Below are 15778 nucleotides of genomic sequence, written 5' to 3'. Positions count from 1 at the left end.
GCTAAGGGACGGCCTATGACCGCCGAGACGCTTTCCAAGCCCGCCTCGGCGGCGGGCCCATCCCGTTATTCGACGGTGGCGATCATCCTGCACTGGCTGATCGCCGCCGCTCTGATCTTCCAGGTGATCCTGGGCTGGCGGGCCGACGACGGCCCCAAGGGCGCGGAGACCTTCGCCCTCTTCCAGCTGCACAAGTCGATCGGCATCACCATCCTGGTGCTCAGCGTCGCGCGCCTGCTGTGGAAATTCACCCACAAGTCGCCGCCGGCCCCGGCCGGCCAGCCGACCTGGGAAAAGCTGGCCGCCAGCGCCGTGCACGTCGGCTTCTACGTGATCATGATCGGCCTGCCCCTGACCGGCTGGATCATCGCCTCGACCAGCCGCATCAACATCCCGACCGTCCTCTACGGCGCCATTCCCTGGCCGCACATTCCGGGCCTGCCGGAGCTGGCCGCCGGGGCCAAGGACGCCTGGAACGACTTTGGCCACATCGGCCACAGCGTGCTGGTCAAGTTCACCTACGTGCTGCTGGCCCTGCACCTTGGCGCGGTGGCCAAGCACCAGATCCTCGACCGCGACGAGGTGTTCGGCCACATGGCCGCCGGCGCCAAGCCGGGCCTGAAGGAGCCGCGCCTGTGGCTGGCCGCCGCCGGTTTCGCGGCCGTGGTCGCCGCCGGCTATCTCTACACCCCCGCCAAGGCCAAGGCGCCGCAGCCCGCGCCGGCCGAAAGCAGCGCCGACGACCTGGCCCTGCCGGACGAGGCGCCGGCGGCCGCCGCGCCGGTCGCGCCGACGGCCGGTCCCGCGCCGCAGGCCACGCCGGCTGAAACCACCGAGCCGCCCGCCGACAGCGCCCTGAAGGACCCGGTCGCCTGGACCGTGCAGAAGGGCTCGCACCTCGACTTCGACCTGGCCTGGGCCGACACCCCGATCCACGGGACGTTCAGCCGCTGGACCGCCGATATCCTGTTCTCGCCGGAGGCGCTGGACCGTTCGAAGCTGACCGTCAGCGTCGACCTGGCCTCGGCCGGCACGGGCGACGGCCAGCGCGACGAGAGCCTGCAGGGCCCCGACTTCTTCAACACCTCGGCCTCGCCCAAGGCGACCTTCACCGCGACCAAGTTCCGCAAGACCGCCGAGGGCCGCTTCGTGGCCGACGGGACGCTGAACCTGCGCGGCGTGAAAAAGCCTCTCAGCCTGCCCTTCAGCCTGAAGATCGACGGCGACACGGCCAAGGCTCGCGGTGTAACCACCCTCGACCGGACCGCGTTCGGGGTTGGACAGGGCGAATGGGCGTCGACGGATCAGATACCGGCCAAGATCAAGGTGAGCTTCGCGCTCACCGCGAAAATGGCGGCCAAGAAGAAGTAGCCCGCGCGGCGCAGGCCCTCGCCAGCGGGGGCCTCGTCCTGCTGCCCACCGAAACCGTCTATGGCCTCGGGGCGGATGCGTCCGACCCCGCGGCCGTGGCGGCGATCTTCGAGGCCAAGGGGCGTCCGCGCTTCAACCCGCTGATCGCCCACGTCGCCGACCTGGACACCGCAGCGAGCATCGCCGCCTTCGACGATCGTGCGCGAGCCCTGGCGCAAGCCTTCTGGCCCGGCCCCCTGACCATCGTCGCCCCGATCGCCGATCCTTCGGCCGTCTGCGACCTGGCCCGCGCGGGGCTGGAGACCGTGGCCATCCGCGTGCCCGGTCACCCGCTGGCCCGCGCCGTGCTGGCCACGTTCGGCGGACCGGTGGTGGCCCCCTCGGCCAATCGATCGGGCCGTCCCAGCCCCACCACCTTCGACGACGCTTTCGCCGAGACGGGCGACAAGTGCGCGGCCGTGCTCGACGGCGGGCCCTGCCAGGTCGGCCTGGAGTCCACTGTCGTCGCCGTGCTCGACGGCCCCGTGCGCCTGCTGCGCCCCGGCGCCGTCACCCGCGCCCAGCTGGAAGCGGTGGTCGGGCCGCTCGCCGAGGCCGACGACGACGCCAAGCGCTCGCCCGGGCGCCTGGCCCTGCACTACGCCCCCGACGCCCCGGTGCGGATCAACGCCCAGGCGCCGGACGCCGGCGAGGCTTTCCTGGCCTTTGGGCCGTGGCCGGAGGGGGAGGGGGTGTTCAACCTCAGCCCCACGGGCGATCTGGCGCAGGCCGCCGCCAATCTCTTTTCCTACCTGCGGGCGGCCGACCGCACCGCGCCGGCGGCCATAGCCGTGGCGCCGATCCCCGACGAGGGCCTGGGCGAGGCCATCAACGATCGCCTGCGCCGCGCGGCCGGGTTCGTGGGGTAGGCAAGACCACGCGGCCCCGGCTAGGGTCGGCGCGAATCTCTAGTCTGGGTTGATGGGGCGCGTATGGAGGCGAAGGAACCGGTCGAGACGGCCACCGCGCGGGAGCCGGCGTTCTGGGACCTGTGGCGCAGGCTCAAGAGCGACTTCTCCTGCTGGACCTTCATTCCATCGTGGTTCTACACGCCCGGCGCCTGGGGCTATCTGGGTGTCGACTTCGTCAGCGGCTTCCGCAGGAATCCCTCGACCCTGCGCGCGCTCGACCTGTTCAAGGGCGTCGACGACAAGACCTTCGACGCGGTGGCGGCCCTGGCGGCGCTGAACGCCCGGCGGCAGGAGCAGATGCTGCGGGCCGTGGTCATCACCTACCTGACCGTGCCGGTGTCGGTGACGGCCCTGGTGGCCGAGATCGTCGGCGACGACCTGGGCACCTTCGTGCGCGAGAACATGACCAACGTCGTCGCGGTGGTCGTGACCCTGGCGATCGGCCCGCTGTCCTTCCTGTTCAGCAACTGGCGGGCCCGCCAGATCGTCGGGGTGCTGGACCTGGTCAGGATCGAGCGCGGCGCCGCCGACTGATCCCGACACACGCCGGGCGCAACGCATTTCACCCGCTGTCGAACGCTTGTAGGATCGGCTCGCGCCCGGCCCGGCCGGCGCGTGTGTGGATCGGCGTAGGGGAGGGGCGAGGTGGAGCGAGAGCGCAAGGCTTCCGCGCAGCGGCGCGACATCCTCATCGCCGCCACCGAGCGCGCCCAGACGTCGGGCTTCCACTCCACCACCATGGACCAGATCGCCCGTGGCGCGGGCTTGAGCGTCGGGCAGGTCTATCGCCACTTCGAGAACAAGGACGCCATCATCGGCGCGGTCGCCGAGGCCCGGGCCCGCAAGGTGCTCGATCCGTTCGAGAACCACACCCAGGGCGAACCGGTGCTGGAGACCCTGCTGCGCGACGCGCCCTCCGCGCTGAGGCAGGCCCGCGACAGCAAGGTGGCGGCCCTGGATCTCGAGATCCTGGCCGAGGCCGAGCGCAACGCGGTGGTCGCGCAGGTGGTCCACCTCGTCGAGACGGCCCAACTGGAGCGCGGCGTGCAGGCCCTGGCGCCGTTCCGCAAGCCGGGCTGGACCGACGATGACCTGGTCGCCCGCATCGCCTTCCTCGGCCTGATCCTCGACGGTCTGCAACTGCGCGGGGCGCGCGGCTCCACCGCCGCGCCGGCGGCGATGGAGCGGGCCTATCGAGACATCATCGCCGCGCTGTTCGGCTAGCCGTCAGTTCTTCAGGCGGTAGCCGGTCTTGAAGACCCAGGCGATGATCGCCAGGCACAGCACCAGCACGCCGCAGGTGGCCGCCAGGCTGACGCCGACGCCGACGTCCGAGGTGCCGAAGAAGCTCCAGCGGAAGCCGCTGACCAGGTAGACCACCGGGTTGAACAGCGAGATCGTCCGCCACACGCCCGGCAGCATGTCGATCGAATAGAAGCTGCCGCCCAGGAAGGTCAGGGGCGTGATCACCAGCAGCGGCACGATCTGCAGCTTCTCGAAGCTGTCGGCCCAGATGCCCAGGATGAAGCCGAACAGGCTGAACGTCACCGCGGTCAGCACCAGGAAGGCGGCCATGAACAGCGGGTGCTGGATCTCGAACGGCACGAACAGGCGCGCCGTGGCCAGGATGATGACGCCCAGCATCAGGGACTTGCTGGCCGCCGCGCCGACATAGCCCAGCACGATCTCGAACGGCGAGACGGGGGCCGACAGCACCTCGTAGATCGTCCCCGACCACTTGGGCATGTAGATGCCGAACGAGGCGTTCGACAGGCTCTCGGTCAGGATCGACAGCATGATCAGGCCCGGCACGATGAACGCGCCGTAGGGCACGCCGTCGACGGCGGTCATGCGCGAGCCGATGGCCGCGCCGAAGACGACGAAATAGAGCGAGGTCGACAGCACCGGCGAAGCGATGCTCTGCAACAGGGTGCGGAAGGTCCGCGCCATCTCGAAGCGATAGATGGCGGCGACGGCGTGGATGTTCATGGCCGGTCCTTCACCAGGCTGACGAAGATCTCCTCGAGGGAGCTCTGGCGGGTGTTGAGGTCGGTGAAGTCGACGCCTTCGGCCGACAGGCGGCGCAGCAGCGGTGCGATGCCGGTCTCGGCGGCCTGGGCGTCGAAGCTGTAGACCAGCTCGGTCCCGTCGGCGGTCAGTTCCAGGGCGTAGTCGGACAGGCCGGCGGGCACGGCTTCCAGCGGCGCCTGCAGGTGCAGGGTCAGCTGCTTCTTGCCCAGCTTCTGCATAAGGGCGGCCTTGTCCTCGACCAGGATGATCTCGCCCTTGCGGATCACGCCCACCCGGTCGGCCATCTCCTCGGCCTCCTCGATGTAGTGGGTGGTCAGGATGATGGTCACGCCCGTCTCGCGCAGCTTGCGGACCATCTCCCACATGTCGCGGCGCAGTTCGACGTCGACGCCGGCGGTGGGCTCGTCGAGGAACAGGATCGAGGGCTCGTGCGACAGGGCCTTGGCGATCATCACCCGCCGCTTCATGCCCCCCGACAGGGTCATGATCTTGGCGTCCTTCTTGTCCCACAGCGACAGGTCGCGAAGGATCTTCTCGATCAGCGCCGGGTTGGCCGGCTTGCCGAACAGGCCGCGGCTGAAGGTGACCGTGGCGATCACCGTCTCGAAGGCGTCGGTGGTCAGCTCCTGCGGCACCAGGCCGATCTTGGTGCGGGCCGGGCGGTACTCGCGGGCGATGTCGTGACCGTCGGCGACGATCGTGCCGGTGCTGGGCCGCACGATGCCGCAGATGATGCTGATCAGCGTGGTCTTGCCCGCGCCGTTGGGGCCGAGCAGGGCGAAGATCTCGCCGCGATTGATGGTCAGGTCGACCTGCTTGAGGGCCTGGTGGCCCGAGGCGTAGGTCTTGGTCAGACCCGACACCGTGATGATGGGTTCCACCCGTCTGTTCCCTCTCGTCCGTGCGGTCCGCGCCCAGATGGGGGCGCGCGGCGTAAAGCGCCAGTGGCGAGCGATGCGCCTAGTTCGATCCCAGGGCGTCGGCCAGGTGACACGACTTGCCCGCCTTCAGCCCCTCCAGGGCGATGACGTCCAGGGCGTTACCGTCTTCGCCCTCGATCTCGACATACTGGCCGATCACCTCGACATAGACCGGCGCCTTCAAGGTCTTGAGGCTCTCGCGCAGCTTGGCGACCGGCTTTTCCTGCTCGCCGTCGCGGTCGCGCAGGACGTAGCGGTTGGCGGCGAGATCGCAGCGGGTGAGGATTACCTGGTCCTTCTGGACGTCCACCGTGCCGATATAGAGGTCCTGGGCGAGCGCCGCGCCGGCGTTCATGCCCAGCAGGGCCGCGCCGGCCAGCGCGCAAAGCGATCTCTTCATCGGGACTCCGTCGGACTGGCTCTGGACAGCGGCCGGACTAGCCTGCCGCCGCGCCCGGATCTGTCAGCAGTCGTCAGCTGGAACGGCGGGCCGAACGGAGCATGCGTCCCAGCTCGCCGATCGCATAGGGCTTTTGCAGCACTGGGAAGCCGTGGTGGGCGTCGTCGGCCAGCACCTGGCTGTAGCCGCTGGTCAGCACCACCGGCAGGCCGGGCCAGCGGCTGCGGATGCGCCGGGCCAGCTCCAGGCCGCTGATGCCGGGCATGACAACGTCGGTGAAGACGTAGTCGAAGGCGTCGCCGCGTTCCTCCAGCACGGCGATGGCGCGCTGGCCGTTGGCGACGAGGCAGGTCTCGTAGCCCAGGTCCTCCAGCAGCTGGCGCGCGAAGTCGCCGACTTCGGCGTTGTCCTCGACGATGAGGATGGCGCCGTGTTCGTCGGCGGCCGTCTCCACGGCGTCGGCGGCGGCCGCCTCGGCCGGGGCGTCGACCTGCGGCAGGTACAGCGTGAAGGTCGAGCCTTCGCCCTCCAGGCTTTCGACGTCTACGTCGCCGCCCGACTGCTTGGCGAAGCCGAACACCTGCGACAGGCCAAGGCCGGTGCCCTTGCCGACGTCCTTGGTGGTGAAGAACGGCTCGAAGATCTGATCCAGCACCCGGGGCGACATGCCAGAGCCGGTGTCGGTGATCGAGACGGCGACGAACGGCCCTTCGTGGCCGCCTTGCCCGCGCAGCGCCGGCAGCGACGCGGCCTCGTAGGCGCGGATGACGAGGTCGCCGTCGCCGTCCATGGCGTCGCGCGCGTTCACCGCCATGTTGACCAGGGCGGTCTCGAACTGACTGGCGTCGGCCTCCACGAAACACGGGGCCAGGCTGGGCTCGACGGTCAGGCGGATGCGGCCGCCGACGATGGCGCCCAGCATGTCGGCGACGCTGGCGATCCGCGCGCCGACGTCGAAGGTGGTCGGCTTCAGGGTCTGGCGGCGGGCGAAGGCCAGCAGCTGCGCGGTGAGCTTGGCGGCGCGGTCGGCGGTCTCGGCGATCGCATCCAGGTAGCGCTCGCGCTTGGCCTCGGGCAGCGAGGGGCGGCGCAGCAGTTCGGCCGACGAACGGATGACGGTCAGCAGGTTGTTGAAGTCGTGCGCCACTCCGCCGGTCAGCTGGCCGATGGCTTCCAGCTTCTGCATCTGGCGGACCTGGCCCTCGGCGGCCAGCAGCGCGTTGGTGCGCTCCTGGACATGGGTTTCCAGCGTCTCGTTGAGTTGGCGCAGCTCGCCCTCGGCGGCGCGCAGGGCGGTGACGGTGCTGGCCAGTTCCCGTTCGCGCGCACGCAGAGCCTCTTCGGCGATGGTCCGCTCCAGCAGGTCGGCGGCCTGCCGCGCCAGGATGTCGAGCAGGCGAAGATCCCGTTCGGAGGGGTTGTGGGCCTGGCTCCAATGGGTCGAGATCATGCCCAGCAGGCTGCCGTCGCGAGACCGCAGCGGCGTCGTCTGGGCCGCGCGGATGCCGGTGCGGCGGAAGGCCTGCAGGTCCTCGGTGCCGGCGATCTCGTCCCAGTCCTCATAGTCGGGGATGACCGCGCGCCGGCCCGAGCGCAGCGCCAGGGTGCAGCTGCTGTGGGCCGAAGGGGTCACCCAGCCCCAGAACGCGACGGCTTCCGGCGGCAGTCCGCGATAGGCCAGAAGCTGTAGTTCCCCGCCATGGCCCGACGGGTCGCCCTGCGGGCACAGCAGCTGCATGGTCCCGAACTGCGAGCGGGTGATCGACACGGCCGCGTCGACGATCTTGCCGTACAGCTCCAGGCGATCGTGCTCGCCGATCAGCTCGACGCTGATGCCGTGCAGGAATTCGATGTCGGCGAGGTCGTCGTCCGAGGTGGTCGCGCGGCCGGAGACGCGCTTTGACGGATCGGCGTAGAAGGCGTCGAGCATGGCCGTTCCTATGGGCGCCCTTGAGATACAGCACAGTCTGGCCGCCTCCGCCGTCCGCTGGACGACATAGCGACCCACGAGTGCAAGCCGACGTGAAGCTTCAGCTTACGCCGACCCACAACGCGCGAAACGCAAAAAGGCGCCGCCGGTTCTTCAGCGAACCGTCAGCACCGCGCCGTGCACGCCCACCACCGAGACCCGCGTCCCGGCCTCTGGGGCGGTCTCGCCCTCGGCCTCGCCCTCCGTCTGGGCGGCCCATTCCTTGCCGTCGACGAACACCCGGCCGCGGCCGTTCTCGAAGGCGGCGACCACCTCGGCCGGGCGGCCGAGCAGGCGCAGGGTGGGATCGTTGAGGTCGGGATCGGGTCCGGCCAGGGCCGGCCGCAGGAAGCGGCGGGCGAAGTAGGTGCTGGCGATGGTCAGCACGGCGAAGAGGGCGATCTCCACCGGCAGGTTGGTCGGCAGCAGCAGGGCCACGACCCCCACGGCGGCCGCCGAGGCGGCCGGCCATAGCAGCCAGCCGGTGCCCGTGCCCACCTCGATCGCCAGGAACACGGCCGCCGCCGACAGCCACAGCCAGAAGGGATGGTTGACGTAGAAGTCGATCAGGCCGGTCATGGCCTCAGCCTCCCTTGCGCGGCGTGCTGGTCGGCACGGCCGCGGAGCGCACGGGCGGGGTGGCGTCCGGTCCGCCCAGCGAGCGGATCAGTTCGCCGACCCCGGCCACCGTGCCGGTGATGCCGGCGAAGTCGGCCGGCACGATCACGGTCTTGGCGTTGGGCGAGCGGGCCAGGTCGCCGAACGCCTCGACGTATTTCTGGGCCACGAAGTAGTTGATGGCGTTGACGTCGCCGCGGGCGATGGCCTCCGACACGAAGGCGGTGGCCTTGGCCTCGGCCTCGGCTTCGCGCTCGCGGGCCTCGGCGTCGCGGTAGGCGGCCTCGCGGCGGCCCTCGGCCTGCAGGATGGCCGACTGCTTGGCGCCCTCGGCGCGGGCGATCTGGGCCTGCTTCTCGCCCTCGGCCTCGGTGATCACGGCGCGGCGCTCGCGCTCGGCCTTCATCTGGCGGGCCATGGCGTTGGTGATGTCGGCCGGCGGCGTCAGGTCCTTGATCTCGATGCGGGCGACCTTGACGCCCCAGGGGCCGGTGGCGTCGTCGATCGTGGCCAGCAGGCGCGAGTTGATGTGGTCGCGCTGGGAGAGCACCTCGTCCAGCTCCATCGAGCCGACCACGGTGCGCAGGTTGGTCTGGGCCAGCTGGGTGATGGCGTAGATCAGGTTGTCGACCCGATAGGCCGCGGCCGAGGCGTCCATCACCTGGATGAAGACGATGGCGTCGACGGTCACCGATACGTTGTCCTTGGTGATGACCTCCTGCTTGGGGACGTCGAGCACCTGCTCCATCATGTTCACCCGTCGGCCGATGGTCTCGACGAAGGGGGTCAGGATGCTGATGCCGGGCTTGAGCGTGCGGGTGTAGCGGCCGAAACGCTCGACGGTGAACTCGCGGCCCTGCGGCACGATCTTGATGACGTTGACGACCAGCAGGATCGCCAGCACGAGCAGGACCAGGGGAACCAGATAAGCGGCCAAGTCTACGCCTCCCGAACGGGCCGGCCCCGCGGCCCTCGCCGCCGGTCGCCTGCGCCCATGAGGCGAGGTTAGCGCGCCCCTCGCCCGTCCGCCACGGAATCCGGCGAAGCTTGCACGGGCTCGTTGAACACCACTGTCTGCGACAGCTTGGAGGCGAGGGCGCGGCCGCGCTGGGCGGCCTGGCGTTCGGCCCGGCGGCTCTCGGGGGAGCAGCCTTCCGGATGGCCGGCCTGGCTGGCCGCGAAGCCGCCGTTGAAGCGGTCGCGCAGCCTGTCGTTGAAGGTCGTATCGGCCGCCTCGACATCGATCAGGCGCATCATCCGCGCGCGCCAGAACTGGTCGCCCGCGCCTTCGCAGGCCTGGCGCAGGGCGTGGCTCTGGCCCAGCGCATAGGCCAGGTCGAGCAGGCGCTGGCGGTCGGCCGGCTCGCGTTCCTGGGCGTGCGCCGACAAAGCCGCCGGAGCGGTCAGCAGCAGGGCCGCCAGGGCCGGGACGAGGGCGCGCGCGCGAAGCATGCGCCATTATCGCCGCAAGGGCGCGGCCTGTCATCGCCACGCCCGCACGGGGCGAGCGGCGCCGTATTCATCCACAGCCGCGCTTGCCCTTTTGGAGTCGAAACTTCGACTCTTCAGGGCCTTGCTATCAACAAGGATCGGCGTCAGGCTGTGGATAAGTCAGGGGCGGCGAGAAACGACCACTCCGACAGCGCAGAAGGGAGGACGTGTCATGGCCGAAGTGCATTACGGCGTCGTCCAGGTGGGCGACCGGTGGACCATCATCGGCGACCAGCTCCGGTTCGGGGCCTACCGCAACCGCCACGAAGCCGAACGCGCGGCCGTCCGGCTGGCCGAGCAGGCGACGGGCCTTGGCCTGCCGGTGCGCATGCACTTGCAGGACGAAACCGGGCAGCTGCACAGGCCCACCCTGCTGAGCTGAAGGCTTCACGCAACGAAAGGCGGCCTCCGCGCGCTTTAACGGTGAGCAAGCGCCGCCGTTGGATGCCGCCATGGCCGACTCCGCAGAACTGAACGAACGAGACGCCCGCGCCGAGCGGGTCACCCAGGCCTATGCCGGCAATCGCCTGCTGCTGGCCCTGTCAGACGAGGCGCGCGCCGCGCTGAAGACCGGCCTGTCCCTGACCGCCCTGGCGCGGGGACAGGTGCTGTTCGATGTCGGCGAGGACGTGCGCAACACCTATTTGCCGTGCCGGCCGACCATGGTCGCCCTCCTGGTGGTCACCGCCGAGGGCCGCGAGGTCGAGGCCGCCACCGTCGGCTGGGAAGGCGCGCTGGGCGGCATCGTCAGCGGCGGGCTGAAGCCCGCCTACGGCCGCGCGGTAGTGCAGGTCCCTGGACCGGCCTTCGTGGTGCCGACCGCGCGCCTGGACGAGATGCGCCAGCGCTTTCCGGGCATGGGCGACCTCTTCACCCGCTACGCCGACGCCATGATCGCCCAGATGATGCAGTCGGTGGCCTGCAACGCCCTGCACACCATCGAGCAGCGCTGCTGCCGCTGGCTGCTGTCGGCGCACGACCGCTCGGGCGAGGACGTGGTGCGCCTGACCCAGGAGGCGCTGGCCGACATGATGGGCGTGCAGCGCACCACCGTCACCGCCGCGGCCAAGGTGCTGCAGGCCGACGGGATCATCCAGACCCGCCGCGGCCGGGTGGAGATCCTCGATCGCCGCAAGCTCGAACGCCGCGCCTGCGAGTGCTACGGCCAGGTCGAGGCGCACTTCGAGCGGCTGCTGCCCGAGATCAAGGACTAGCCTCCACTCTCCCGGCGATTGCGTCTACCGGCGTTACGCGACACTCTCCGCGCCGTTTTCATCCGGGCGAGGGGGAGCATGGCCGACACTGTGGTGCTGATCCTGGCCTCGGCGGCGGCCGGCGTGGGGTTGTTCGCGGCCGCGCAGCTCGGCCTGCGCCGCGACTGGCGCACGGCCCCCTCCACCGCGCTTGCGGTTTTCCTGCTGCTCAGCGCCCTGTCGGGCCTGGACCTGATGCTCGACCGCGCCGGCGCCTATGCGGCCGCCCCCTGGGCGACGGGGATCCTGTGGACCACCTCGCTGGGCCTGGGGCCGGCGATCCTGGCCTATGTGCTGGCCATGACCGGCGATCCGGAGCGGGGCTGGACCGTGGGCCGCGTCGCGCGCATCGGCTGGCCGGCGGGCGTCGCCATGCTGCTGGTCCTGCCGTTCTTCCTGCTGCCGGTCTCGACGCGGCTGGCGGTCTATACCGGCGCGGGCGCGCAGGCCGACCCTCTGGCCGGACCGCTGCAGCTGGCCTTCGTGGCGTTGTTCCTGGCCGTGACCCTGGGTTATCTCGCCGCCGCCTTCGCCGTGATGAGCCGCCATGTTCGCCGGGTGCGCGACCTCTTTTCCAACCTGGAGGACCGCACGCTGAGCTGGCTGCGGGCGCTGCTGCTGGTGATGCTGGCCGCCTGGATCTGGGGAGCGGTGAAGTCGGCCCTGGCCGCCGGCGCCGCGCACGAGGGCTGGCTGGACGCCGCCGCCGCCGCGGTCGAACTGGCCTGGACCGTCGCCATCGGCCTGTTTGGCCTGTCGCAGAAGCCGATCTACACGCCCCAGACCGAGACGCCGCAGACGCTGCCGGCCGCCGGCAAGTACGCTCGCTCGGCCCTGCCCGATGCGCGCCAGGTCGAGATCGCCGCCCGCCTGGAGCAGGTCATGCGCACCGGCGCCCTCTATCGCGATCCGCTGCTGTCGCTCAGTGGGCTTGCGGGCCGCATCGGCGTCACGCCCAACCACCTGTCGCAGGTGCTGAACGAGCACCTGGGCCAGAGCTTCTTCGACTACGTCAATCGCTGGCGGGTCGAGGAGGCGGTGACGCGCATCGGCGCCTCCGACGAGCCGATCCTGGCCATCGCCTACGAGGTCGGCTTCAACTCGCGCTCGACCTTCAACGCCGCCGTCAAGAAGCACGCCGGCCGGCCGCCCAGCGCCTTCCGCCCGGCCGCCTGACCCCGCCATCCATGTCCTGACCGGCAGGGTCGGACGCCTCGCGGCTCCGGGCCTGCCCGTTCGGACGACGCCCGCCGCTGCTCGGGCCAGGGTCGAGACGTCCTCCCCACGTTCCGAAAGAGAACCGTCATGATCGATCGCCTGTGCGGCGCCGCCCTGCTGGCCGGCTGCCTGCTGGTCGCCTTCGCCCCTTCCGCTCGCGCCCAGGCCGCCCGCGCCGAGGAGAAGCCCGAGCGGCTGTTCCTGCTGGGGGCTGGCGCCTACGCCGCCTCCAATCCTTATGAGAGCGCCAAGGACAAGACCGGGACCGGCGTGCTGCCGCTGTTCTTCTACCAGGACAGTCGCATCACCGCCGACCTGAACGGCCTGGCGGTCAAGGCCTACGGGACCGACCGCTTCACGCTGGAGGGTCGGATCTCGCCGCGCTTCCAGCTGGTCGATCCGAAGGAGACCCGTGACTACGCCTTCCTCGAGCGCGACGTCGGCGTCGATGTCGGCGGCCGGGCCAGCGCCGCCTTCGGCCCGGCCACGGTCAGCCTGGAATACCTGGCCGATGTCTCCGGCGAGACCAGGGGCCAGGAGGTCAATCTCGACCTGACCCTGGCGGCCGCGCCGACCGAGCGGCTGACGCTGGAGGCCATGGCCGGCCTGTCGTGGAAGGACAAGAAGCTCGCTACCTGGCTCTATGGCCTGAAGGCCGACGAGGTCGGGGCGGCCCGCGCCTACGAGTTCGGCCGCACGCGCGGCGCGCCGTCGGGCGGGGTGGTCGTGCCGTCGCTGGGCGCGCAGGCCCGCTACCGGATCGGCGAGCGGGTCTATGTCATCGCCGCCGCCGAGGTCGAGCTGTTCGACGACGACATCACCAAGAGCCCCCTGGTGGCCAAGAAGAGCGCCGCGGCCGGCTTCGTCGGCCTGGTCCGCCGGTTCTAGGCATGATCCCCGTGCACGCGACCCTGATCTCGCCCGGCGTGCCGGCGCGGCTGGTCGCCGTCGGCCGGACGGCGGCGATCCTGCTGATCTGGCTGGCGGCCACGGCGCCGATGGCGGTTCTGGCCTGGATCGTCGCGCCCCGGCTGATGGCGCCCGGCGATCCGCTGCCGGGCCTGGTCTTCTGGCGCATGATGGTGCTGGGCATGGCCTGGCAGCTCGTCTTGTCGCTGGTGGTGCTGAAGCTGGAAGGCGTGCGCCTGGCCTGGTCCGAGCTTCGCCGGCGGCTGTGGCTGACGCCGCCGGTCTGGCGCTCGACGGGGAGGCCGTTTCTGGGCGCCTTCCTGCTGGTCCCGCTGTTCGTCGCCCTGGGCTTCCTGGGCGACGAGGCCGCCACCCTGCTGTTCCAGGCCACGCCACTGGGCGAGCGACTGGCCGCCCTTGCGCCGCCTTTCGCGATGATCGAGCACCTGATCACGCCGCAGGCGCGAGGGCGGTGGGATATCCTGGGACTCGCCCTCATCTCCAGCCTGTTCAACTACGGCCTGGGCGAGGCGCTGCTGTTCCATGGCGTGCTGCTGCCGCGCATGGAACGGGCCTGGGGGCGGTGGGCGTGGCTGGGCAACGGCCTGCTGTTTTCCGCCTATCACGTGCACAAGTTCTGGCTGATGCCGGGCCTGGTGATCAGCTGCCTCTGCTACGCCCTGCCGGCCCAGGCCTTCCGCTCCAACTGGCTGGCGGTGGTCATCCATGGGGTGGAGGGGCTGGTGCTGATCGCCGCCGTGCTGGTGGTGATCCTGCAGCCGTGAGGCATCCACACCCGCAAAGTCGTCATCCCGGCCGTAGGCCCGGGATGACGAGCGAGTTTGGTTCTTTACGGCTTGGCCGGGGTTTCCGGCACCGGCGCGGTCGACGGATCGCTCGGCTTTCCGGCGGCGAACAGGTGGGTCTCGGGGGCGCCGCCCTTCACCTTGGCCGCGTCCTCGCAGAACTGGGTCTTGTCGTCGGCGTGCGAGCCGATCATCGCCCCGCTGGCCATACCGAGGAACATGATCACCGCGTCGCGCTGGTGGGCCTTTTCGGCGTCGGTCTGTTCGGGCGGGCCCAGGGTCAGGACGGCGTCGACGGCCCGGCCCATCTTCAGCGGATCGACCTCAAGGTCGGGGCACAGCGACGAGGCGGCCATGAAGTAGCCCATGTTGAGGATCCGGCCCTGCTGCTCGACCGTGAAGGTCGGCGTCATCAGGTCGGCCAGCAGCGCGCCGGTCTCCTGGCGGGCGGCGTCCTTGCCCACGGGCGCGGGCGCGGCGGCGGCGTCGGTCTTGGCGTCGGGCTTGGGCGCGCAGCCGGCGACCAGGGCGGTCGCGGCCAGGGCGAAGGTCAGGGTGCGGAGGGTGTGCATGATCTCGTCCTCCGGGCTCTAGTAGCGGTAGCCGAATTCGCGCGACGTCCACGACGGCGAATAGCCGCGTCCGCGCTCGTAGCAGGCCCGTTGCGAGGGATAGCAGTCGACGCCACGGGCCGGGGAGTAGGGCGGATCGCGGCGGCGGTCGTCGTCGTCCCGGTAGCGGTCGTCTTCGTGCTTCTTCTTCGACGAGGCGGCGGCCGCGGCCAGGATGCCGATGGCCAGGGCCCCGGCGACGATGGCCCCGGTATTGTCCTTCTTGCCGCCCTTGCCCGCGTTGCATTCCGCGGAAGGCCGTCGGTCGATGGTGTCGTAGCGGCCGTCGTCGACGAACAGGTTGATGCATTCGCGGTTGCCCGGGTGCCACCAATACTGCACGCCGCCGTCGGTGTGATCGAGCTGGTAGCCGCGCGAGCGCAGGCTGTTCTCGCCCTGGCCGGCGCGGGCGCCGATCAGGTCGCGGGGCTGGGCGGCGGCGGCCAGCGAGGTCGCCAGCACGCTGAGGCCCGCGACGGCCGCCACGGCGGCCCTCGTCGTCCTGTTCATCGAGGTCTCCCGGTTGGAGGCGATCAGTAGAAGGCGCCGTAGATCACGTCGACGACGCGGCCGGTGCGCCACTCGACCAGCAACAGGTCGGGTCCGTACCGCACCCAGTGATAGCCGTAGGGCGGGCCGCCCAGGCCCAGGCGCCAGTAGTCGTCGAAGATGTAGCCCGACGACAGGAACAGGCCCGGCAGGATCCCGCCGATGGCCCAGCGGCGATAGCGCTGGCCCGGCGGATAGCGCCAGCGGCCGCCCTGGATCGGACGGAAGCCGGAGGGGCGGCCCGCGCCGGGACGGTGGGGCCCCATCGGCGGGTTGGGGCCGGGGCGACCCGGCGGGCGGTGTCCGGATGGCGGACGGGTGGTCGGGGGGCGGGTGGTCGGCGGGCGCGACGGCGAGCCGCCGCCGGGACGGCCGGGCTGCGAGCCTCCGCCGCCGGGGTGTCCGGGCCCATGGCCGGGACCCTGCCCCTGTCCGGGACCCTGGCCGGAGCCTTGTCCCGGAGGACGGCCGCCGCCCGATCCGGGACCCGAGCCTTGGCCGGGACGTTGTCCGCCAGGTCCCTGGCCGCCGGGGGCGCCTTGTCCGGGACCTTGACCGCCGGGGCCATGGTTGCCGTGGCCCTGGGCGTGGGCCAGGCCGGGCAGGACGGCCAGCAGGCCGAAGGTGAGAAGCTTGCGGCGGTCCATTGGCGACTCCTGCGGAAAGGGAGGAAGGACGTCTC

General features: G+C 70.7%; 19 protein-coding genes. 9 read left to right on the top strand and 10 right to left on the bottom strand.

Annotated features, from left to right (window positions below):
• Window positions 1-15: 15 nt before the first annotated feature.
• From DDF62_RS01300 to DDF62_RS01285, 4 genes are all read left to right on the top strand, one after another.
• Window positions 16-1371, top strand: coding sequence for a YceI family protein (locus tag DDF62_RS01300; RefSeq protein ID WP_116487430.1), 1356 nt, complete (start codon window positions 16-18; stop codon window positions 1369-1371).
• Window positions 1290-2279: an L-threonylcarbamoyladenylate synthase gene (locus DDF62_RS01295; protein WP_116487429.1), complete on the top strand. Its 990-nt coding sequence runs from the start codon at window positions 1290-1292 to the stop codon at window positions 2277-2279. The genes DDF62_RS01300 and DDF62_RS01295 overlap by 82 nt, the downstream gene beginning before the upstream one ends.
• Before the next feature lie 63 nt (window positions 2280-2342).
• The gene (locus DDF62_RS01290; protein WP_116487428.1) at window positions 2343-2855 is read left to right on the top strand and encodes a hypothetical protein; all 513 of its coding nucleotides are present in this window, start codon (window positions 2343-2345) and stop codon (window positions 2853-2855) included.
• Between the two features lie 111 nt (window positions 2856-2966).
• Window positions 2967-3545, top strand: a complete 579-nt coding sequence (locus tag DDF62_RS01285; RefSeq protein WP_116487427.1) for a TetR/AcrR family transcriptional regulator — start codon at window positions 2967-2969, stop codon at window positions 3543-3545.
• A gap of 3 nt (window positions 3546-3548) precedes the next feature.
• Here DDF62_RS01285 and DDF62_RS01280 read toward each other — a convergent pair whose 3' ends face one another.
• The 7 genes from DDF62_RS01280 to DDF62_RS01250 all read right to left on the bottom strand — a co-directional run bounded on the left by DDF62_RS01280 (window position 3549) and on the right by DDF62_RS01250 (window position 9711).
• Window positions 3549-4310: an ABC transporter permease gene (locus DDF62_RS01280; RefSeq protein ID WP_101717188.1), complete on the bottom strand. Its 762-nt coding sequence runs from the start codon at window positions 4308-4310 to the stop codon at window positions 3549-3551.
• Window positions 4307-5233: an ABC transporter ATP-binding protein gene (locus tag DDF62_RS01275; protein WP_116487426.1), complete on the bottom strand. Its 927-nt coding sequence runs from the start codon at window positions 5231-5233 to the stop codon at window positions 4307-4309. The genes DDF62_RS01280 and DDF62_RS01275 overlap by 4 nt, the downstream gene beginning before the upstream one ends.
• 79 nt (window positions 5234-5312) lie before the next feature.
• Window positions 5313-5672, bottom strand: a complete 360-nt coding sequence (locus DDF62_RS01270; protein WP_116487425.1) for a hypothetical protein — start codon at window positions 5670-5672, stop codon at window positions 5313-5315.
• A gap of 73 nt (window positions 5673-5745) precedes the next feature.
• The gene (locus DDF62_RS01265) at window positions 5746-7602 is read right to left on the bottom strand and encodes an ATP-binding protein (protein ID WP_116487424.1); all 1857 of its coding nucleotides are present in this window, start codon (window positions 7600-7602) and stop codon (window positions 5746-5748) included.
• A 153-nt stretch (window positions 7603-7755) separates the two neighbouring features.
• Window positions 7756-8220 (bottom strand): NfeD family protein, encoded by a 465-nt coding sequence (locus DDF62_RS01260; protein WP_116487423.1) that lies wholly within the window; start codon window positions 8218-8220, stop codon window positions 7756-7758.
• Window positions 8221-8224: 4 nt separating this feature from the next.
• Window positions 8225-9184, bottom strand: coding sequence for an SPFH domain-containing protein (locus DDF62_RS01255; protein ID WP_165828982.1), 960 nt, complete (start codon window positions 9182-9184; stop codon window positions 8225-8227).
• A gap of 80 nt (window positions 9185-9264) precedes the next feature.
• Window positions 9265-9711: a TIGR02301 family protein gene (locus tag DDF62_RS01250; protein ID WP_116487422.1), complete on the bottom strand. Its 447-nt coding sequence runs from the start codon at window positions 9709-9711 to the stop codon at window positions 9265-9267.
• Between the two features lie 211 nt (window positions 9712-9922).
• Between DDF62_RS01250 and DDF62_RS01245 the strand changes: the two genes are divergently transcribed.
• The 5 genes from DDF62_RS01245 (at window position 9923) to DDF62_RS01225 (ending at window position 13915) form a co-directional block, all read left to right on the top strand.
• Window positions 9923-10132 (top strand): hypothetical protein, encoded by a 210-nt coding sequence (locus DDF62_RS01245; RefSeq protein ID WP_116487421.1) that lies wholly within the window; start codon window positions 9923-9925, stop codon window positions 10130-10132.
• Window positions 10133-10202: 70 nt separating this feature from the next.
• On the top strand, window positions 10203-10964 hold the full coding sequence (locus tag DDF62_RS01240; protein WP_116487462.1) for a Crp/Fnr family transcriptional regulator: 762 nt from the start codon (window positions 10203-10205) through the stop codon (window positions 10962-10964).
• Window positions 10965-11042: 78 nt separating this feature from the next.
• Window positions 11043-12179: a helix-turn-helix domain-containing protein gene (locus tag DDF62_RS01235; RefSeq protein WP_116487420.1), complete on the top strand. Its 1137-nt coding sequence runs from the start codon at window positions 11043-11045 to the stop codon at window positions 12177-12179.
• A gap of 129 nt (window positions 12180-12308) precedes the next feature.
• Complete coding sequence (locus tag DDF62_RS01230) at window positions 12309-13109, top strand: MipA/OmpV family protein (protein WP_116487419.1); 801 nt, start codon at window positions 12309-12311, stop codon at window positions 13107-13109.
• A 2-nt stretch (window positions 13110-13111) separates the two neighbouring features.
• Window positions 13112-13915: a CPBP family intramembrane glutamic endopeptidase gene (locus DDF62_RS01225; protein ID WP_165832144.1), complete on the top strand. Its 804-nt coding sequence runs from the start codon at window positions 13112-13114 to the stop codon at window positions 13913-13915.
• 65 nt (window positions 13916-13980) lie between these two features.
• Here DDF62_RS01225 and DDF62_RS01220 read toward each other — a convergent pair whose 3' ends face one another.
• Genes DDF62_RS01220 through DDF62_RS25920 form a run of 3 tightly spaced genes read right to left on the bottom strand, consistent with a single transcriptional unit; the run spans window position 13981 to window position 15743 of the window.
• Complete coding sequence (locus DDF62_RS01220) at window positions 13981-14508, bottom strand: hypothetical protein (RefSeq protein WP_116487418.1); 528 nt, start codon at window positions 14506-14508, stop codon at window positions 13981-13983.
• A gap of 18 nt (window positions 14509-14526) precedes the next feature.
• Entirely contained in the window at window positions 14527-15057 is a 531-nt protein-coding gene (locus tag DDF62_RS01215) for a hypothetical protein (protein WP_116487417.1), read from the bottom strand.
• Window positions 15058-15080: 23 nt separating this feature from the next.
• The gene (locus tag DDF62_RS25920; protein WP_116487416.1) at window positions 15081-15743 is read right to left on the bottom strand and encodes an RcnB family protein; all 663 of its coding nucleotides are present in this window, start codon (window positions 15741-15743) and stop codon (window positions 15081-15083) included.
• Between the last annotated feature and the right edge of the window lie 35 nt (window positions 15744-15778).

It is taken from the genome of Caulobacter radicis (assembly GCF_003094615.1).
Taxonomy (GTDB): domain Bacteria; phylum Pseudomonadota; class Alphaproteobacteria; order Caulobacterales; family Caulobacteraceae; genus Caulobacter; species Caulobacter radicis.
This window is presented reverse-complemented; position numbering and strand designations above follow the sequence as displayed.